Below are 17,762 nucleotides of genomic sequence, written 5' to 3'. Positions count from 1 at the left end.
CCCGCCCGTCACAAGAACCGCCATGGTGCCCATCCCCTGTCTCGACTGGGTTGATCGATACCGCGCATTGCTTCAGCGTCAATTAAGCTGTCCGGCGGCAAAGCTGCGTGGCGGGCGAACGTCCGGCCGAAGCCCGTGGTGGGCCGATCGGGTATGTTTGGTCCTGCCGGGCACCTGCACCGCTCCCGAGGGATGACTGGATCACGCACGATGAAACCCATTCGCAAAGCCGTCCTGCCGGTCGCCGGCTTGGGCACACGCTTCCTTCCGGCGACGAAAGCCGTACCGAAGGAGATGCTGACGGTCGTCGACCGCCCGGTGGTCCAGCACGTCGTCGACGAGGCCAGGGAGGCCGGCATCGAGCACTTCATCTTCGTCACCGGCCGCGGCAAGGCGGTGATCGAGGATCACTTCGACGTCGCCTTCGAGCTCGACCGCACCCTGCAGGAGCGCGGCAAGCAGGCCGCCTACGAGGCGCTGCGCGCCGACCTGCCGGCCGCCGGCCAGACCAGCTTCACCCGCCAGCAGGAGCCGCTCGGCCTCGGCCACGCCGTGTGGTGCGCCCGCGAGATCGTCGGCGACGAGCCCTTCGCGGTCATCCTGCCCGACATGCTGAGCCGCGGCGGTATGACCCAGATGCTCGACGCCTACGCCCGCCACGGCGGCAACGTGATCGCCGTCGAGGAGGTCCCGCCGGAGCAGACCCACCAGTACGGCATCGTCAGCGTCGGCGAGGAGTTCGGCGACACCTTCGAGATCACCGGCATGGTGGAGAAGCCGCCGCAGGGCACCGCGCCCTCGAACTTCATCATCTCGGGGCGCTACATCCTCCAGCCGGAGATCTTCGACATCCTGGCCAAGGGCGAGAAGGGCGCGGGCGGCGAGATCCAGCTCACCGATGCGATGAAGCGCCTGTCCCAGGTCCAGAAGTTCTTCGGCATGCGCTACCGGGGCAAGACCTACGACACGGGCTCGAAGCTCGGCTTCCTCGTGGCGAACCTCGCCTACGCGCTCGAGCGCGACGACCTGCGCCACGACCTCAAGCGCGAGATCGAAGCCCTGATGCGCGGAGCGTGACCGAGCCATGCGCGCCGCGCGGCCGGAATTCCGGCCGCGCGGCCTTGCCAATGGTGCGCCGCCGCTTAAATTGTGCAGTGCGGGATCGCGATGGCGTCGCGGTCCCGCTGCCCTCTTTGGGCGTTTCCTCCCTAGACTTCGGGCCGCTCCGCAAGGACGGCCTTTTTTTTGGCTTGGCGCCGGCCCCGGCGGTGCGGCGCGCTACTGGTCCGTGTTCCAGATGTCGGTGGCGAGCTTCCACCCGCTGGCGGTCCGCTGCCAGATCACGACGTACTTGCCGGCGAGCGATCCCGCGGGCGTGCTCCTGGGCTTCAGCGTGAAGCGGCCGATCTCCCGCGCCGCGTCGGGCCCGAGGGGCGTGACCTCGGCGGTGGTCAGCGTCATGTCGCCGAACTGCCGGCTCGCGCCCGACCAGAAGGTCTCGATGGCGGCGCGTCCCGTGAGGCGGGGCGCGCCGGGCGGCAGGATCGTCGCCTCGTCGGTGTAGAGGCCCGCGACACCGGCCCCGTCGCCGGCGTTGAACAGGGCCGTGAAGCGGTCGTTCAGGCCCTGGATCGTCGCCATGTCCTGCGCACTCGCCGGCCCGGCCGCCGCGAGGATCAGGGCCGCCGGGACGACGAGCAGGATCGGGTGCGTCGCGCGCATGAATTCCTCCGGTCTCCGCAAGCCTCGTGGGCGGCTCGCGGGATCCCGCCAGGATAGCAGGCCGGGCCCGGATGCGCGCGCCCGTCCCCTACCCGCCCAGGAAGGCGATCCGGGTGAGGAGCGTGTAGCTCGCCTCGAACGCCATGATCGCCACGAACACCAGGAGCGCCGCCGGCGGCACCAGGATCGCGTACACGAGGGCCGTCCGCTCCCAGGCCATGTGCATGAACACCGCCACGATCAGGCCCGCCTTCACGATCATGAACAGCAGGATCAGGAACCCGCGCAGGCCGCCCTGGAGGTGGAAGTAGTCCACCAGGTAGGAGCAGGCGCTGAGGACGAACAGCCAGCCCCAGGCGAGGAGGTAGAGGCGGATCGAATGCCCCTGGACGGCATCGTGGCGCGCGCTCGCGGACATCCGTGGCTCCTACCAGAGATAGAACAGGGCGAAGATGAAGACCCAGACCAGGTCGACGAAGTGCCAGTACAGGCCCGCGATCTCGACGTTCTCGTAGCGGCCGCGCTGGCTCGTGAAGAACCCGCGGCGCCCGCTGTCGAAGTCGCCGCGCCAGACCTTGCGGGCCACGATCAGGAGGACGATCACCCCGACGGTGACGTGGGTGCCGTGGAAGCCCGTGATCATGAAGAAGGTCGAGCCGAACTGGTCGGCCCCCCAGGGGTTGCCCCAGGGGCGGACGCCCTCGTGGATCAGCTTCGTCCACTCGAAGGCCTGCATGCCCACGAAGGTGGCGCCGAGGATCGCCGTGGCGACCATCAGGAGCGCCGTCGTCCTGCGGTCCCGGCGGTAGCCGAAATTCACCGCCATCGCCATGGTGCCGCTGCTCGAGATGAGCACGAAGGTCATGATGGCGATCAGGATCAGGGGCAGGGTCGTGCCGCCGATCTCGAGGGCGAAGACCTCGCTCGGGTTGGGCCACGGCACCGTCGTGGACATCCGGACCGTCATGTAGCCGATGAGGAAGCAGCCGAACACGAAGGTGTCGCTGAGGAGGAAGATCCACATCATGGCCTTGCGCCAGGAGGCGCCCGCGAAGGCCTGGCGATCGGCCGACCAGTCGTCGGAGAGGCGCCGCCAGCGGGTCGGGCGCGCCGCGGCGCTGCCGGCGGGGCGCTCGACCCGCCCGCGCGGGGCCGCGGCGCCGAGGGTCGCGTCGGGACGGGCCGGGTGGGTCATGGTGTCTCCTCGCGGGCGTCAGGCGGGGCCGCACAGGGCGTCGATCCAGCCCGACCACGGCGTCCGGAACAGGAGGCCGAAGAGGACGAGCCAGATCGCCATGAGGGCGTCCCAGTAGAGGGCGCAGAGCGCGATGCGCGGGTGGAGGCCGTCCGGCCCGAGCCCCCGCAGGCCGGCGGCGGTGACGCTCCCGAGGGCGACGAGGCCGCCGCCGAGATGCAGGGCGTGAAGCGCCGTGATGAGGTAGAAGAAGGCGCCGGCGGCGTCCGGGGCGGTGGCGGCGCCGCTGCCCCAGAGCTGCCGCCAGGCGAGGCCCTGCCCGGCGAGGAACCCGAGGGTCGCCGCGCCCGCGACGAGCAGGCCCGCCCGCGCCCCCGCCCCGTCGCCGCGCCGGGCGGCGCCGGCGGCGACGTGCAGGGCGGCGCTCGCGAGAACGAGGAGCCCGGTCGCGAGCCAGACGAGGCGCGGATCGGGCAGGACGCGCCAGGCCCCGGCCGGCACCCGCATGCCGTGGGCGCCGGCCAGGAGCGCGAACAGCAGCCCGACCGCCGCGAGGAACAGCGCGAGGCCGACCTGCGCGGCCGGGGCGGCGGGGCGGTCCGGCGGCGGCGGCGCGAGGCCCGGGCCCGCCTCGAGCCAGGGCTTTTCGCCGAGGCGCTGGCGCGACAGCCAGCGCGCCGCGAGCCCGCCCAGCACCGCGAGGTAGAGGAGCACGAGGCTCACGGGGCGGTCCCGGTGCCGGCCCCGGCGAGCCCGGGCTGGTTCTGGGGCACGAAGTCCCGGTCGGCGCCCGGCACGCTGTAATCGTAGGGCCAGCGGTAGACGACCGGGAGCGCGTCGCCCCAATTGCCGTGGGCCGGCGGGGTCCGGGGCGTCTGCCACTCGAGCGTGGTGGCGCGCCAGGGATTGCCGCCGGCGGGCGCGCCGTGGGTGAGGCTGCGGGCGAGGTTCGCCAGGAAGACGAGCTGGGCCGCGCCGACGATGAACGCCACGATGCTCACGAAGGCGTTGAGGGAGGCGACCGAGGGCGGCACGAAGCCGAGGCCCTCGATCTCGAAGTAGCGCCGCGGCACCCCGAGCAGGCCGATGTAGTGCAGGGGAAAGAAGATCGCGTAGGCGCCGAGGAACGTGACCCAGAAATGGAGCCGGCCCAGGCGCTCGTCGAGCATGCGCCCGGTGACCTTCGGGTACCAGTGGTAGATCCCGCCGAAGATCACCAGGATCGGGGCGACGCCCATCACCATGTGGAAGTGGGCGACCACGAACATCGTGTCGGAGAGCGGCACGTCGACCACGACGTTGCCGAGGAACAGGCCCGTCAGGCCCCCGTTCAGGAACGTCACGATGAACGCGATGGCGAACAGCATCGGCACGGTGAGGTGGATGTCCCCGCGCCAGAGCGTCAGCACCCAGTTGTAGACCTTGATGGCGGTCGGGATCGCGATGATGAGCGTCGTGGTGGCAAAGAAGAAACCGAAATACGGGTTCATGCCGCTGACGTACATATGGTGGGCCCAGACCACGAAGCTGAGCGCCCCGATGGCGACGATCGCCCAGACCATCATCCGGTAGCCGAAGATGTTCTTGCGCGCGTGGGTGCTGATCAGGTCCGAGACGATGCCGAAGGCCGGCAGCGCGACGATGTAGACCTCCGGATGGCCGAAGAACCAGAACAGGTGCTGGAACAGGATCGGGCTGCCGCCGCCGTACTTCAGGCGCTGGCCGGCCTCGATGATCGCCGGCATGAAGAAGCTCGTGCCGAGCAGCCGGTCGAGCAGCATCATGACGGCGCCCACGAACAGGGCCGGGAAGGCGAGGAGCGCGAGCACGGTCGCGGTGAAGATGCCCCAGATGGTGAGGGGCATCCGCATCAGGGTCATGCCGGGCGCCCGCGCCTGCAGCACCGTGACGACGTAGTTCACCCCGCCCATCGTGAAGCCGATGATGAACAGGATGAGCGAGAGGAGCATCAGCACGATGCCCCATTCCTGACCCGGCGTCCCGGCCAGGATGGCCTGGGGCGGGTAGAGCGTCCAGCCGGCGCCGGTAGGGCCGCCCGGCGCGAAGAAGCTCGCCACCAGCACCAGCACGGCGAGCAGGTAGATCCAGTAGCTCAGCATGTTCACGTACGGGAACACCATGTCCCGGGCGCCGAGCATCAGCGGGATCAGGTAGTTGCCGAAGCCGCCGAGGAACAGGGCCGTCAGCAGGTAGACGACCATGATCATGCCGTGCATGGTGAGGAACTGGTAGTACTCGGCCGGGCCGATGAACGAGACCAGGCCCGGAAAGCCGAGCTGGAGCCGGATCAGCCACGACAGGACCAGCGCGACGAGGCCGATCGCCAGGGCGGTGGTCGAGTACTGGACCGCGATGATCTTGGCGTCCTGGCTGAAGACGTAGTGCGTCAGCCAGCTTCGCGGATGGTAGAGCTCGTCCTCGTCCGGGCCGGACGTCGGGAACGGGCCCGCGGTTCCGAGTTGCGCGTCGGCCATCCCACCACCCTCCTCAACGGTCCTGCGCCACCTGCCGGGGCGCGGCGGCGCGTCCGCGCCCCGCCGGGGCGGCGGCGAACTGGGAGAACGTCCTCTGCTGGTCGAGCCAGGTCCGGTAGGCGGGCGCCGCGTCGACGACGACCCGCCCCCGCATGGCGTAGTGGTTGACCCCGCAGACCTCGTTGCAGAGGGCGTCGAAGGTGCCGGTGCGGGTCGGGGTGAACCAGACGTACGTGATCATGCCGGGGATCATGTCCATCTTGGCCCGGAACTCCGGCACGTAGAAATTGTGGACCACGTCGAAGGAGCGCATCAGCACCTTCACGGGCCGGCCGAGGGGCAGGTGCAGGTCGCCGCCGTCGATGACGACGTCGTCCCGGGCGGCCGCGTCCTGGGGATCGAGCCCGAGGGGGTTGTCGTCGCCGACGTGGCGGATGTCGGCGGCGCCGAGGCGCCCGTCGGCGCCGGGCAGCCGGAAGCTCCAGCGCCATTGCTGGGCGACGATCTCGACCTCCGTCGCGTCCCCCGGCACCCGGACGAACTGGCCCCAGACGACGAGCCCGGGCGCCAGCATGGCGGCGACCCCGAGGGCCGTCAGGCCCGTGAGCCAGCCCTCCAGCCGGCGGTTCTCGGGCTCGTAGGCCGCCCGCGAGCCCGGCCGGTGGCGGAAGCGGAACACGCAGTAGGCCACGAACAGCACCAGGGCGGCGAAGACGATGCCGGTGATCCAGAACGTGATGATCAGCGTGGTGTCGATGTAGCCCCAGTTGGACGCGATCGGGGTCCACCACCACGGGCTGAGGAGGTGGAAGGCGATCGACCCGAGGGCGATCAGGACGAGGATGAGGGCCATGGCCGCTGCCTCCCTGGCGCCCGGCCGCCGGCGGGACCGTCCCCGGGTCCTCCGGCGGGCATCTCGGGGCGCGTCCGCTTAGTCCATCGGGATCCGTCCGTTGCCCGTCGCGGGGCCGCTCCCGGGGTTCAGGGAGCGACGGCCCGCCGGTAGAGGTGCCAGGTCGCGTGGCCGAGGATCGGCATGACGAGGGCGAGCCCGACGAAGAGCGGCAGCATGCCGAGCACCAGGAGGCCCGCCACGATGAGGCCCCAGGTCAGCATCGTGCGGGGGTTCTCCCGCAGGAGGGCGACCGAGGTCTCGATCGCGGTCCCGGCGTCGGCGCCGCGGTCGATGATCAGCGGGAACGAGACGGCGCTGACCGCGAGCGCCGCGAGCGAGAAGGCGAGGCCGACGAGGTTGCCGAACAGGATCAGGGCCCACCCCCGCGGGGTGGTGAGCACCTCCTCGGCGAAGGCGAAGACCGAGGCGTGGCTCTCGCCGCCGTAGAGCGCCCAGTACAGCCCCATGGCGGCGACGAGCCAGGCGAGGAAGATCGCCGTCAGCAGGAGCCCGACCGCCCCGATCGCGCCGGCCGCGTGGGACGACAGGGGCGCGTAGGCCTTGGCCCAGGAGACCTCGAGGTTCCGCTCCCGGCGCCGGCTCAGCTCGTAGAGGCCGATGGCCGCGAACGGGCCGATCAGCGCGAAGCCCGAGGCGAGCGGGAACAGGAGCGGGACCAGGTCCTGGTCGAAGGTCACGGCCGCGATGATCACGCCGGTGATCGGGTAGATGACGATCAGGAACAGGACGTGCGTCGGCATCGCCATGAAATCCTCGAGGCCCTTCGCCAGGGCGGCCTTGAGGTCAGGGATCCCGATGACGCGCAGGTTCGGGCGCACCATGCCCGGATGTGGGGAGACCGCACGAAGCATCGCCATCGCAGAGCCCCCCGGACGGAAGACACACTTACGACGAGCGCCCGAGCATCCACCCGCGGCCAAGTACGCCGCTCAGATTCCGAGCGCGACTGACCGCGATGTTAGCGTATTGCCTACTCTCTGTCCCATGCTTTCTGCTTGGCGGCGCGTCGCGCCGTCGCCCGCCGGCTCAGGCGCGGCCGAGGAGCGCGCCCGCGATGGCGTCCCACTCGGCCTCGAGGGCGCCCTCGGCCGCCGGCCGCTGCGCGCGCCGGTACCAGTAGCGCGCGTTCGCGGCGTCGCCCTCGACGCGGTGGAGATGGGCGTGGACCCAGGCGGCGTCCGCGCCGGGCTCCTCCTGCACGAGGGCGTGCGCCCGCTCCCACCCCTGCGGGTCGGCGCCCCGGCCGGCCCACCACAGGGCGGCGAGCGGGGCCGCCAGGGCGGGGGAGGGGGCCGCGTCCCGGAGCGAGGCGCGGAACTGGTCGAGATTCATCGTCACGATCGTGGGCTCCTTCCCGCGCCGGTGCCACCAGGGTCCGGACCGGCCCGTTCAGTACCACCCTTTGCGGATGCCGGCGCCCAGGACCTCGCCGTAGAGGTCGGTCCGGCGGTCGCGCAGGACGTGGTTGACGTCGTTGAGGCGCCGGCCGCGCCGCGCCTGCGACAGGTTCAGGGTGGCGGCGACGATCTCCTCGGCCTCCGGGCTCGCCGGCCCGGCGAGCGGCCAGCCGTCGCTGCCCACGATGAGGCTGCGGCCGAGGAACGGCTGGCCGCGCTCGACGCCGACCCGGTCGGCCGCCGCCACGAACAGCCCGTTGGCGTGCGCGCCCGCCATGACGAGCAGGTTCGCCATCACGGGGAGGCCTGAGGGCTGGTTCGGCATCGGCACCCAGTTCGTCGGCACGCAGAGGAGGTCGGCGCCCTGGAGGGCCGCGAGCCGGAAGGTCTCCGGGAACCAGACGTCGTAGCAGATCGCCACCGCGAGGCGGCCGAAGGGCGTCCGGAACACCGGCACCCCGAGGTCGCCGGGCTCGAAGAACAGGGCCTCGTCGCCCCAGAGGTGGTTCTTGCGGTAGGCGCCGACCGGGCCGTCGGGCCCGAGCACGACGGCCGCGTTGTAGAGCGCGTCGCCGGCGCGCTCGGCGATCCCCGCCACGATGGTGACGCCGAGGCGCCGCGCCGCCTCGCCCCAGGCCCGGCAGCTCTCGCCGTCCGGCACCGGCTCGGCGAGGCGGAACGCCTCCTCGCGGGTCGCGAACACGTAGCCGGTGTTGCACAGCTCCGGGAGCACCAGCAGGGCGGCGCCCGCACCGGCGGCCTCCGCCACCAGGGCGAGGCTGCGCGCCAGGTTGTCCGCCTTGGCGCCGACCCGCGGCTCCATCTGCAGGCAGGCGACCCGCAGCGGGCTCTCCAGCGCGTCCCGCCCGCTCATGCCCGCGGCTCCGGCAGGCTGCCGCCGCCCCCCGGCCGCCCGGGCGGCGGGCGCAGCAGCATCGCGGCGGTGTCGGCGGGCAGCCCGGCGGCGGGCTGCCCGCGCCGCGGCATCCCGGCGACGAACGGCACGAGCTGGTGCCGGGCGATCTCCAGGACCCGGCGCAGCTCCGTCACCGGCGCGGCGTGCTCGTCGACCCGCAGGTCGAGGCTCGGATAGGCCTCCGTGCCGTGGATCTTCAGGGCCGCCGATTGCTTCCCGCGCTTGTCGCCGCCCGCCGCGTCGCCGGCCTCGAGGGCCCGCATCAGGCGCTCGGGCAGGTCCGCCTCGGCGGCGTCCGCGAAGGCCCGCGCCATGGCGTCGAGGGTCTCGGGGCCGGTCAGCATGTTGCCCTGGACCGCCATCCCGTCGCCGAGGCGGTGGCCCGCGTAGGGCGTGCAATCCGCGCCCGTGTGGCTCGCGGCGCGCCCGGCCGCGTCCACGACGCCGACCTGGCGCAGCGCGCGGCCCGCGTCGTCGCCGAGCACCGCCGCGAGGGCGTCCGGGCCGCTCGCCCCCCCGGCCATGGCCGCGAGGGCGTCGATGGCGAGGTAGGGGTTGACCCAGGACTGGGTCGAGACGGCGCCGACGCCCGAGGCGACGAACGGGCAGAGGCCGCCCACCGCCGGGACCGCGGTCGCCACCGCGACGCCGAGATCGCCCGTCCGGGGGCAGCGGGCGACGATCGAGAAGGTGGTGAGCTCGGGCATGCGGGGGGATCCTGATCCGGGTGGCGTGAACGGTGCCCCGCGGCGCTCCGCCGGGGTGTCGCGGGTCCTCGCGAGGGAGCGCGCCGCGGCGCTCCGCCGCCGCGCGCCCTTCAGATCCTGAGGCCGGCCTCGATGCGGCCCTCGGCGTCGGCCGCGCCCACCGGTCCGGCATCGACGATCTCGCCCCGGCGCAGCACGGCGTAGCGGTCGGCGACCTCGCGCGCGAAGGCGACGTTCTGCTCGACGAGGAGCATCGCGGTGCCGGAATCCTGCCGCTCGGCCCGGAGCACCGCGGCGAGGCGCCGGATCACCGAGGGCTGCAACCCCTCGGTGATCTCGTCGAGGAGCATGATCCGGGGCCGGGCCATCAGGGCGCGGGCGACGAGCAGCATCTTCTGCTCGCCGCCGCTGAGGGAGCCGGCCCGCTGCCCGCCCCGCTCGCGCAGGAACGGGAAGGCCTCGGTGACCCGGGTCAGCTCCTCGGCGTAGACGCCGCCGCGCCTGAGCGCGAGGCGCAGGTTCTCGCCCACGCTGAGGTCCTGGAAGATCGCGGCCTCCTGCGGCGCGTACGCGACGGCGCGGCGGGCGATGCGGTGGGGCGACAGGCCCGCGATGGCGCGGCCCTCCAGGCGGATCGCGCCCTCGGCGGGCCGCAGGTAGCCCATGATGGTGCGCAGCAGCGTGGTCTTGCCCATGCCGTTCTTGCCGAGCAGGGCGACGATCTCGCCGCGTCCGATCGCGAGGTCGATGCCGCGCACCACGATGGCGGCGCCGTAGCCGCTGCTGACCGCGGCGAGCTCCAGCACGGCGTCCCGGCTCATCCTCACGCCTCCGCCAGGGCCTGCGGCTCGCCCGCGTAGATGCTGCGCACGAGCTCCGAGCCGACGACCTCCGCGACGCTGCCGTCGAGGGCGACCCGGCCCTGGTGCAGCACGATGATCCGCGAGGAGATCTGCCGCACGAAGTCGAGGTCGTGCTCGACCAGGACGACGCAGAGCCGCTCGCTCGCCACGAGGTCGGTCAGGATGGTGCCGATCAGGGTGCGCTCGGGCTTGGTGAGGCCCGCCGTCGGCTCGTCGAGGAGCACCACCCGCGGCTCGAGCGCCAGCACCATGGCGAGCTCGAGCGCCTGCTTCAGGCCGTGGGAGAGGTGGACGACCTCGTCGGCCAGGCGCTCGTCGAGGCCGGTCGCCGCGACCACGCGGGCCGCCGCCGCCGGCAGCCGCAGGGTCGCGCTGCGCCGCCAGAGGGAGGGCGTCTCGCGCCGCGCGCGGGCGACGCGCAGCGACTCGGCCACCGTGAGCCCGTCGAAGACGTTCGCGGTCTGGAACTTGCGCCCGAGGCCGTAGGCGACGCACTCCGCCGGGGGGCCGCGCCCGACGGCGTGGCCGCCGATCCGCACGCCGCCCCCGCTGCGCTCGGTGCCGTCGGCGATGCAGCGCATGAGCGTGGTCTTGCCGGCGCCGTTGGGGCCGACGAGGCTCAGAAGCTCGCCCGGACGGACCCGGAAGCTCACGCCCTGGAGCACCGCGAGGCTGCCGAAGCGGCGCGACACGTCCTCGAGCGCCAGGGCCTCGTCGGGGAGCGGGCCGCCGCCGGCCGCGGGAACGACCTCGATCGCCGGGCCCGGCCCGGCCCGGGCGCGCCCGCGGCCCGTCCAGATCCAGAGCCGGCGCACCATCGCGGCGGCCCCGCCCGGCGCCGCCACGATGACGAGGACGAACACCGCCCCGATGACGAGGTTCCAGACGTAGGGCAGCTCGCCGCTCAGGTAGGCGCTCACGACCTCGATCACCACCGCGCCGACGACCGGGCCGATCAGGGTGCCGCGCCCGCCGAGCGCGACCCAGATCACGATCTGGGTGCCGAACACGAAGCCGGCGAGCTCCGGGGCGATCACGTCCGTGAACCCGGCGTAGAGGTAGCCCGCCACCGCCGCGACCGCGGCCGAGAGCGCCATCAGGCCGATCTTCAGGCGCGCGGTGTCGATGCCGAGGTACTGGCAGCGGCCCTCGTTCTCGCGGATCGCCACCAGCAGGCGGCCGGCGTCGCTGCGCAGGGCGATCCAGGCCAGGAACGTCAGGGTGGCGCAGGCGCCCCCCGCGAGCCAGAACCAGGCCTCGATGGAGATGTCGAGCGTGTCGAAGCCCGACAGCCCGCTGCTCGACCCCGTGAAGGTGCCGCCCGAGAACAGGAGCTGCGTCACCACGATCGGCAGCACGAGCGTGATGACCGAGACGTAGATCGGCGTGACGCCGTACCCGAAGGCGAGCCAGCCCACGAGCGCCCCGACGAGACCCGCCGCCGCGATGCCGCCGACGAGCGCCAGGACGGCGACCCCCGGGCTGAAGCCGAGATGCGTGAAGGCGAGGCCGGCCGCGTAGGCGCCGATGCCGAAGAAGGCGGACTGGCCGAAGGTGAGGATGCCGGTGTAGCCCCACAGCACGTCCACGGTGAGCGCCACCACGGCGTAGAGCAGCGCCCGGATCAGGATGTTGACCGTGTAGGCGTCGAGCACGAAGGGCCCGGCCGCGACCGCGGCGAGCGTCGCGGCGAACAGGAGGGCGGCGCGCCGCAGGGCGGGATCGGCCGGGGCCTCGCGGGCGGGGAGCGGCTCAGTCAAGGGCCAGTCCTTTCGGGCGCAGGCGCAGGATCACCGCCGCCAGGACCACGATGGTCAGGCCGCCGAGCACGGGGCTCGCGTAGGCGCTGATCAGCACCTGGGCGCCCCCGAGCAGCAGGGTCGCGAGGGCGAGGCTCCGCAGGGAGGCGCCCGAGACCATCACCAGCATGAAGGCGCCGACGAGCCAGGGCACGCCCATGTTCGGGTCGACGCTCGACAGGGGCGTGATCGCCGCGCCCGCGAGGCTCGCGAGCCCGGCCCCGACGCTGAAGCAGGCGAAGCGCACGAGGCCGCTGTTGATGCCGAGCCCCTCGGCCAGGCTCTCGTTCATGATCACCGCCCGGGTCACGAGCCCGAAGCGCGTGCCCGAGAGGAGCGCCGCGACCGCGAGGCCGAGGAGGCCCGCCCCGAGCACCAGGAGCAGGCGGTAGAGCGAGTAGGTCGCGCCCGCGACCTCGACGGTGCCCTGGACCGGGCTCGGCACGAACTGCACCTCGCGCCCGAACCCTATGGTGACGAGCTGCCCGATGACGATGCCGAGGCCCCAGGTCGCCAGGATGGCGTCGAGAGGGCGGGCGTAGAGCGGGCGCACGATCAGCCGCTCGACCAGCGCGCCGAGGACGAGCCCGACGAGCCCGGCGAAGGGCAGGGCGAGCCAGGGATTGAGGCCGAGCTGCGCCGCCACGAGGGCGCTGTAGCCGCCGATGGTCAGGAAGGCGGCGTGGGCGAAGTTGATGATCCGCATCACGCCGTAGACGATCTGCAGGCCGAGGCAGACGATGAACAGCATCGCGGCCGTGGTCAGGACGTCGAGGATCTGCGCCGTCACGCGAGCCTCGCGGTCGCGGGCGCGCCCGGCGCGGGGCCGCCCGGGGGCGAGGGGGCGGGATCGCGCGGCGCCGGTTCCGCCGCCGGCCCGGCGCGGGGCGTCACGGCAGCTTCGGGCACTGGTCGCCCGGATCGACGTCCTTGAAGCTCTTCAGCACCTTGACGCTGCCGTCGGCCTGGACCTGGCCGAGATACATGGTCAGGGGCGTATGGTGCTGCTTGCTCATCTGGATCCGGCCGCGGGGGCCGTCGAAGGCGACCTCCGGCAGGGCCTTGAGCACGGCGTCGGGCTTGGTCGAGCCCGCCTTCTCGACGGCGGCCTTGTAGAGGTAGACGGCCTCGTACTGCGGCACCGAGAGGTCGTTCGGGGTTTTCAGGTCGGAGCCGAACTTCTTCTGCATCGCCGCCAGGAACGTCTTGTTCGCCGGGCTGTCGATGCCGGTGATGTAGGAGGCGGAGATGAAGATGCCGTCGCCGTCCGCGCCCATGCTCTTGGCGGTGCCCTCGTCCACCGCGAGGTTGCCGTACAGGCTCCTGAGGCCGGCGGCCCGCATCTGCTTCGTCAGCGTGACGTTCGGGGCGCCCCCGGCCGTCGAGGTGATGATGGCGTCGGGTGCCGCCGACCGCACCTTGCTGATCACCGCCGTCCAGTCGCTCGCGTCCATCGGCTGGTACTCCTCGCCGAGCACCCGGCCGCCGGTCTTCTTGATGTACTCCCGGGTGAAGTCGAGCATGCCGCGCCCGAAGGCGTAGTCGCTGCCGATCAGGAAGAACGTCTTGGCGCCCTTCTCCTTCATGAAGTAGTCGACGATCGGGGCGACCTGCTGGTCCGGCACCCAGGCGTCGACGTACATGTAGGGGCTGCACGAGCGGCCCTCGTAGAACGAGGTGTAGATGTAGGGGACCTTGGCGCGGGCGACGATCGGCAGGCCGGCGTTGCGGGCCGCGCTCGTCTCCATCGAGATGAGGGCGTTGACCTTCTTCTGGAACACGAGGCTGTCGAAGGCCTTCTGGGCCCCGGCGGCGCCGCTGCCGTCGTCCGCGACCTCGAGGGCGAGCTTGTGCCCGAGGACGCCGCCCCGGGCGTTGATCTCCTCGACGGCGAGCTCGGCCGACTGCACCACCGAGGGCGCCACGACGCTGTTGGCGCCGCTCAGGCCCACGGGAATCCCGATCCTGATGGTCTCCTGCGCCCGCGCGCCGGCGGTGCCGAGGAGGAGCACCCCCAGGAGCAGGCCGAGCCTCGTGGTGATCCGCGTCATCTCGCTCTCCCCTCGTCGGCGGTGCGCCGCCGCGCCGAAACCAGCACCGAAAACGAAAAAAGGCCCCGAGCCCGCGACCGTGCCGATCGCTTGACTGGAGGCCTTGCTGCCGATGTGAGCGGCGCCCTTGCCGCGTGCCCGCCGGGGGCGGGCGACGTGCAGGCTAGGGGCGCGGACCTCGGACTGTCAACATTCCTCGTCCCGCGACGCGGGCCGTGCGATCCCGGCGCGCTCGCCTCTCACGCCTCCGCGGCGGCTGGCGCCGGCCGCGGCAGCCGCCGCAAGCCGATGCACCGGGACTTCAGCGGGACGCGACGAACTTCGCTCCGTTCCAGTACAGCGTCTTCGTGCACGGCGCAGCGCCGCTCAGGCCGCACGACGAGCCGTGGAGGTCCAGGATCATGGCGGGCGTGCCGCCCACGGCCTTGAACCGGACGGCCCGGACATTCTCGTTGAGCACCTTCACGTACCCGCCGCGCGAGATCGACGCGTACACCGTCGTGACGCATCCCGCCGATCCGCAGTAAAATCCCGCATTGTCTCCGCACTTGAATGCGGCGTAATCCAGGATGTAGTCCTGGATGCCGTCACCGTTGACGTCCTTTCGCGTGATGAAACGATCCCCGAACATTGCCTTTTGTGGCTTGCATTCTCGGATGTCGCCGTCGATGTCGGTCTGGACCTGAGGTGGTAGTGGCTGCGCCTCGACGGCGCGCGGGGAAAGCGACGCGAGAAGCACGACGGCTGCCGGGAGGGCAATGAGTTTGCGAGGAACGGCACGCATCAAGTCTCTCCGGCACGATGAGCGGACGTAAGGGCACGACAGGCGTCCGCAGGGCTCCCCGCCGGAGCGGACAGCGGTCCGGCGCGGGGAAGCGCGTCGCAGCGAGGCGCTGGCGAGGCACCCGACCGCGCGGTGATCGGGTGCCGCCCTAGAGCATTTTCCGGCGAAGTGGACACCGGTTCGCCGCAGAAAATGCGGCAGAATCAAAAACCTGGAGCAGCAGCCGATTGCAGCGTGATCGGATGCTGCTCTAGTCGCGGCGGCAGCGAACGTAGTCGTGCGTGCCCCATGACCCGGTCTCGTGGAGGTGCCCGCCATCCACGAGCTGGAAGCGCATCGTCTCGGTCGACTCGGTCCCCTCGGAAGCGCAGGCGAGCCGCATCGTCCAGCCGGCGCGGGTCGCGGACACCCTCCTGATGTCGCACCGGTATTCCCAGCCGGAGACCGTCGTCTTCGTGATCTCCATCGGGCTGCCGGACCCGTCCCCGATCGCGACTCCGCAATCGGCCGGCTTCTGTGCCCAGACCCCGACATAGGGAGCGCTCCGGGCCAGAGCAGGTGACGCCACCAGAACCAGGATCGGGACCAATCTCGTCAGCATGCCGCCTCCAGTCCGCCGATGTCTATCGGAAGGGTGCACGGCGCCAGTATCAATCACGCCCGCCCGGATGTCAGCATCCGTCTTCCGGATGAACCACCGGCTCCCGGTCCTGCACCCTCCGCCGCGGCCAGCGCGCCCTCGCGCGAGCAGTCTCGCGCTGCTCCCTCTCGCAGACGCGGCGGCCATCGACGCGGGTTTCCGAGAGGAAGCGTCCTGCGGCCGGCCTGCCACGTCTCGGCCCATCTTTCCGATCCGGCGTCCTGCCGTGCGAAGGCGTGTCGATCATCGGGCCGGGCGGCGTCCTGGCCTCGGCGCGACGTCCGCCGACACCCGCGACGCGCCGCTCCAGGCGCGCCGCCGCCCGCACGCGTCGCGCCCCATCGCCGGCCGCCGACCGCCGCGCCCTCGTCCCGCCCCGCATGCAGGAAGACGCCGCCGCCCGCGTTGACGAGGCCCTGCAACAGGCGCTAGAGAGACGCCCGAAAGGCGTTGAGTAGCAGAACGGCAGCGATCAGGGATCCCAACCACCCTGCGGCGGCTCCGATTGTGCAACGATCTCAAGGCTTTGGAGAGGTGGCAGAGTGGTTGAATGCACCGCACTCGAAATGCGGCATGGGCGCAAGTCCATCGGGGGTTCGAATCCCTCCCTCTCCGCCAGATGGCCCTTCGCAGCCATTCGCTGACGTCGTCCAAATCCCGAGAAACACGAGCTTTTCCGCTATAGGATGCGGGCGGCGGACCGCTGGCATGCGCCTATATCCGCGAACACCATGTGGGTAACCACGTGAGTAGCGCAGGCATGGCCGGGAAGCTGGCAGCCATCGGAGTCGCGAAGCTGAGACCCCGGCCTGTACGGGGACGGGAGCGGGCTTTGGCGGCAGGTCACCGGCAAGGCACGGCGACCTGACGGTTCACGGCTTCCGCAGTTCGTCCCGCGACTGGGCGGCCGAGACAACGCAGGTCCAGTGCGTGGCCCGGGGGGGCAGGTTGGAGGCCGGCCTCACCGCTCTGCTCCAGACGGAGAGCAGCGAGCGGGATGTCGCCGAGGATGAGCCGGTGTTCGGGGGACTGGTCCGAATCCTTGACGAGGCGAAGCTCGCCCGCGGTGGCCAGCACCCGGGATGGCAAGATGCGGGCGAGCGCCTCGACGGGTGGATCCGGTCCTCTGGGCTGCCACCGGAGACCATCCGCCCAGGCGCACGCGCGTGATGTGCCGCTGGCGCGGTGCGCCGCCGTCTCAGCGGCCTCGCTCCGAGGTGTGGTCAGTTCTGCGCAGCCGGCACGGTCGCGGTGTTGAAGTCGCGAGTGAACTCGACCGCGACGTCGATCTTGTTCGGGATCGCCTTCGCCTCGAACAAGACGTCCGCGATCCGTTGCTCGCGGCGCACGAGATCGTCGTCGAGCGGCTGGAAGCTGGCCTTGAGGTACTCGGCAGAGACTCTCGCCCGTGCCGGGGTCTGTTTGAGCTTCTCGACCAGAAGGGTCTCGACCGTGGCCGTATTGACGGCGAACCAGTCCCAGTGCCGGCGGACGCGCGCGAGAAAGTCGCCGAGGGCCGCCTTCTTGGCCGGGTCGCGCAGGACGTCGCCGCGGGCCGACAGCACGTTGAGGGCAGGAATATCGAGGTCGTCGCTGGTCACCAGGACCTTGGCGGTGCCCCGCTCGACCGCCTCCGCGACCACGATGGCGCTGCCCGAGAAGCCGTCCACGCGCCCGGCCAGGAAGGCGGCCGACGTCGCGTTCTGGTCGGCGAGCTGAACAGGTTCGTAGTCCTTGGGTCCGAAGCCGGCCTTCAGGGTCGACAGCACGTACTGAAGGTAGTTGAAGCCCCCGAAATTGTAGGCCCAGGTTCTGCCCTTCAGGTCGGCGAGCGTGTTCACCCCCGCGGCGACGCGGCCGACCGTGACGATCGGCGGGTACTTCGCGTTGGTCGCGCGCCACCCGGCCACGATCTGCAGCGGTGCGGTCTGCGCCGTCCAGGGCGTCTTCGCCTTGCCCTGCTCGATGATCAGGGAGGTGTCGCCCATGTGGCCGACGTCGATGGCCTTGGAGTAGAGCGCGGAGAGCTGGGCGGCCGGGCCGGGCAGCACCACCCACTGGATGTCGTAGGGAGCCCCGGCGAGCACGCCGGAAGCCGCCACGGTCTCGGGCAGCGTCCAGTCCTGGAAGCCGACGAGGAGCTTGGTGCGCGGCGCCGCGTCGGCCGGCGGCTCGGCCCGGGCGGCGGAATGCAGCCCGACCGCGAGGGCTGAGGCGAGCAGGGCCCGCCGCGACAGGGTGACAAGGTTCGGCATCGGGGAACGACCTCGTGGATTG

At 71.7% G+C, this 17,762-nt stretch carries 18 protein-coding genes and 1 tRNA gene; 2 read left to right on the top strand and 17 right to left on the bottom strand.

Features of this window, described 5'->3' with window-relative positions:
• The first annotated feature begins 210 nt into the window (after positions 1 to 210).
• A complete protein-coding gene (locus DT057_RS18595; protein WP_128563593.1) occupies positions 211 to 1,077 on the top strand; it encodes a UTP--glucose-1-phosphate uridylyltransferase in 867 nt (288 codons plus the stop codon).
• A 201-nt stretch (positions 1,078 to 1,278) separates the two neighbouring features.
• On the opposite strand, the gene DT057_RS18590 is transcribed toward DT057_RS18595, so the two are convergent.
• From DT057_RS18590 to DT057_RS18515, 16 genes are all read right to left on the bottom strand, one after another.
• Positions 1,279 to 1,722: a YybH family protein gene (locus DT057_RS18590; protein WP_128563592.1), complete on the bottom strand. Its 444-nt coding sequence runs from the start codon at positions 1,720 to 1,722 to the stop codon at positions 1,279 to 1,281.
• A gap of 88 nt (positions 1,723 to 1,810) precedes the next feature.
• On the bottom strand, positions 1,811 to 2,140 hold the full coding sequence (locus DT057_RS18585) for a cytochrome C oxidase subunit IV family protein (RefSeq protein WP_128563591.1): 330 nt from the start codon (positions 2,138 to 2,140) through the stop codon (positions 1,811 to 1,813).
• Positions 2,141 to 2,149: 9 nt separating this feature from the next.
• Positions 2,150 to 2,917, bottom strand: a complete 768-nt coding sequence (locus tag DT057_RS18580; protein ID WP_128563590.1) for a heme-copper oxidase subunit III family protein — start codon at positions 2,915 to 2,917, stop codon at positions 2,150 to 2,152.
• Positions 2,918 to 2,935: 18 nt separating this feature from the next.
• Positions 2,936 to 3,640 carry a cytochrome c oxidase subunit 3 family protein gene (locus DT057_RS18575; RefSeq protein WP_128563589.1) on the bottom strand — a complete coding sequence of 235 codons (705 nt, stop codon included), beginning with the start codon at positions 3,638 to 3,640 and terminating at the stop codon, positions 2,936 to 2,938.
• Entirely contained in the window at positions 3,637 to 5,412 is a 1,776-nt protein-coding gene (locus DT057_RS18570) for a cytochrome c oxidase subunit I (protein WP_128563588.1), read from the bottom strand. The genes DT057_RS18575 and DT057_RS18570 overlap by 4 nt, the downstream gene beginning before the upstream one ends.
• 13 nt (positions 5,413 to 5,425) lie before the next feature.
• On the bottom strand, positions 5,426 to 6,265 hold the full coding sequence (locus DT057_RS18565) for a cytochrome c oxidase subunit II (protein ID WP_128563587.1): 840 nt from the start codon (positions 6,263 to 6,265) through the stop codon (positions 5,426 to 5,428).
• Positions 6,266 to 6,393: 128 nt separating this feature from the next.
• Positions 6,394 to 7,185, bottom strand: a complete 792-nt coding sequence (locus DT057_RS18560) for a DUF2189 domain-containing protein (RefSeq protein ID WP_128563586.1) — start codon at positions 7,183 to 7,185, stop codon at positions 6,394 to 6,396.
• 169 nt (positions 7,186 to 7,354) lie between these two features.
• Entirely contained in the window at positions 7,355 to 7,660 is a 306-nt protein-coding gene (locus tag DT057_RS18555; protein WP_128563596.1) for a hypothetical protein, read from the bottom strand.
• Between the two features lie 57 nt (positions 7,661 to 7,717).
• Positions 7,718 to 8,599, bottom strand: coding sequence for a nitrilase family protein (locus DT057_RS18550; RefSeq protein ID WP_128563585.1), 882 nt, complete (start codon positions 8,597 to 8,599; stop codon positions 7,718 to 7,720).
• On the bottom strand, positions 8,596 to 9,348 hold the full coding sequence (locus DT057_RS18545; protein WP_128563584.1) for a DUF1028 domain-containing protein: 753 nt from the start codon (positions 9,346 to 9,348) through the stop codon (positions 8,596 to 8,598). Before DT057_RS18545 ends, DT057_RS18550 begins: the two co-directional genes overlap by 4 nt.
• 110 nt (positions 9,349 to 9,458) lie before the next feature.
• The gene (locus DT057_RS18540; RefSeq protein WP_128563583.1) at positions 9,459 to 10,169 is read right to left on the bottom strand and encodes an ABC transporter ATP-binding protein; all 711 of its coding nucleotides are present in this window, start codon (positions 10,167 to 10,169) and stop codon (positions 9,459 to 9,461) included.
• Positions 10,170 to 10,171: 2 nt separating this feature from the next.
• The gene (locus tag DT057_RS18535) at positions 10,172 to 11,971 is read right to left on the bottom strand and encodes a branched-chain amino acid ABC transporter ATP-binding protein/permease (RefSeq protein WP_238314323.1); all 1,800 of its coding nucleotides are present in this window, start codon (positions 11,969 to 11,971) and stop codon (positions 10,172 to 10,174) included.
• A complete protein-coding gene (locus DT057_RS18530; protein WP_128563582.1) occupies positions 11,964 to 12,800 on the bottom strand; it encodes a branched-chain amino acid ABC transporter permease in 837 nt (278 codons plus the stop codon). The genes DT057_RS18535 and DT057_RS18530 overlap by 8 nt, the downstream gene beginning before the upstream one ends.
• Positions 12,801 to 12,900: 100 nt before the next feature.
• Positions 12,901 to 14,061: a substrate-binding protein gene (locus DT057_RS18525; RefSeq protein ID WP_128563581.1), complete on the bottom strand. Its 1,161-nt coding sequence runs from the start codon at positions 14,059 to 14,061 to the stop codon at positions 12,901 to 12,903.
• Positions 14,062 to 14,362: 301 nt separating this feature from the next.
• Complete coding sequence (locus DT057_RS18520) at positions 14,363 to 14,845, bottom strand: hypothetical protein (protein ID WP_128563580.1); 483 nt, start codon at positions 14,843 to 14,845, stop codon at positions 14,363 to 14,365.
• Positions 14,846 to 15,095: 250 nt separating this feature from the next.
• Positions 15,096 to 15,446: a hypothetical protein gene (locus DT057_RS18515; protein ID WP_128563579.1), complete on the bottom strand. Its 351-nt coding sequence runs from the start codon at positions 15,444 to 15,446 to the stop codon at positions 15,096 to 15,098.
• A gap of 567 nt (positions 15,447 to 16,013) precedes the next feature.
• Between DT057_RS18515 and DT057_RS18510 the strand changes: the two genes are divergently transcribed.
• Positions 16,014 to 16,103: transfer RNA gene (locus DT057_RS18510), tRNA-Ser, on the top strand.
• Positions 16,104 to 16,708: 605 nt separating this feature from the next.
• Here the strand turns inward: DT057_RS18510 and DT057_RS18500 are convergent.
• Positions 16,709 to 17,740, bottom strand: coding sequence for an ABC transporter substrate-binding protein (locus DT057_RS18500; protein WP_203236317.1), 1,032 nt, complete (start codon positions 17,738 to 17,740; stop codon positions 16,709 to 16,711).
• Positions 17,741 to 17,762 lie beyond the last annotated feature (22 nt).

The organism is Methylobacterium crusticola, assembly GCF_003574465.1.
Classification (GTDB): domain Bacteria; phylum Pseudomonadota; class Alphaproteobacteria; order Rhizobiales; family Beijerinckiaceae; genus Methylobacterium; species Methylobacterium crusticola.
This window is presented reverse-complemented; position numbering and strand designations above follow the sequence as displayed.

Coding starts and splice junctions, on each gene's coding strand:
- DT057_RS18545 (WP_128563584.1), bottom strand. CDS start 9,348: ATGCCCGAGCTCACCACCTTCTCGATCGTCGCCCGCTGCCCCCGGACG.
- DT057_RS18515 (WP_128563579.1), bottom strand. CDS start 15,446: ATGCTGACGAGATTGGTCCCGATCCTGGTTCTGGTGGCGTCACCTGCT.
- DT057_RS18540 (WP_128563583.1), bottom strand. CDS start 10,169: ATGAGCCGGGACGCCGTGCTGGAGCTCGCCGCGGTCAGCAGCGGCTAC.
- DT057_RS18525 (WP_128563581.1), bottom strand. CDS start 14,061: ATGACGCGGATCACCACGAGGCTCGGCCTGCTCCTGGGGGTGCTCCTC.
- DT057_RS18560 (WP_128563586.1), bottom strand. CDS start 7,185: ATGGCGATGCTTCGTGCGGTCTCCCCACATCCGGGCATGGTGCGCCCG.
- DT057_RS18555 (WP_128563596.1), bottom strand. CDS start 7,660: ATGAATCTCGACCAGTTCCGCGCCTCGCTCCGGGACGCGGCCCCCTCC.
- DT057_RS18585 (WP_128563591.1), bottom strand. CDS start 2,140: ATGTCCGCGAGCGCGCGCCACGATGCCGTCCAGGGGCATTCGATCCGC.
- DT057_RS18520 (WP_128563580.1), bottom strand. CDS start 14,845: ATGCGTGCCGTTCCTCGCAAACTCATTGCCCTCCCGGCAGCCGTCGTG.
- DT057_RS18565 (WP_128563587.1), bottom strand. CDS start 6,265: ATGGCCCTCATCCTCGTCCTGATCGCCCTCGGGTCGATCGCCTTCCAC.
- DT057_RS18570 (WP_128563588.1), bottom strand. CDS start 5,412: ATGGCCGACGCGCAACTCGGAACCGCGGGCCCGTTCCCGACGTCCGGC.
- DT057_RS18500 (WP_203236317.1), bottom strand. CDS start 17,740: ATGCCGAACCTTGTCACCCTGTCGCGGCGGGCCCTGCTCGCCTCAGCC.
- DT057_RS18590 (WP_128563592.1), bottom strand. CDS start 1,722: ATGCGCGCGACGCACCCGATCCTGCTCGTCGTCCCGGCGGCCCTGATC.
- DT057_RS18580 (WP_128563590.1), bottom strand. CDS start 2,917: ATGACCCACCCGGCCCGTCCCGACGCGACCCTCGGCGCCGCGGCCCCG.
- DT057_RS18550 (WP_128563585.1), bottom strand. CDS start 8,599: ATGAGCGGGCGGGACGCGCTGGAGAGCCCGCTGCGGGTCGCCTGCCTG.
- DT057_RS18595 (WP_128563593.1), top strand. CDS start 211: ATGAAACCCATTCGCAAAGCCGTCCTGCCGGTCGCCGGCTTGGGCACA.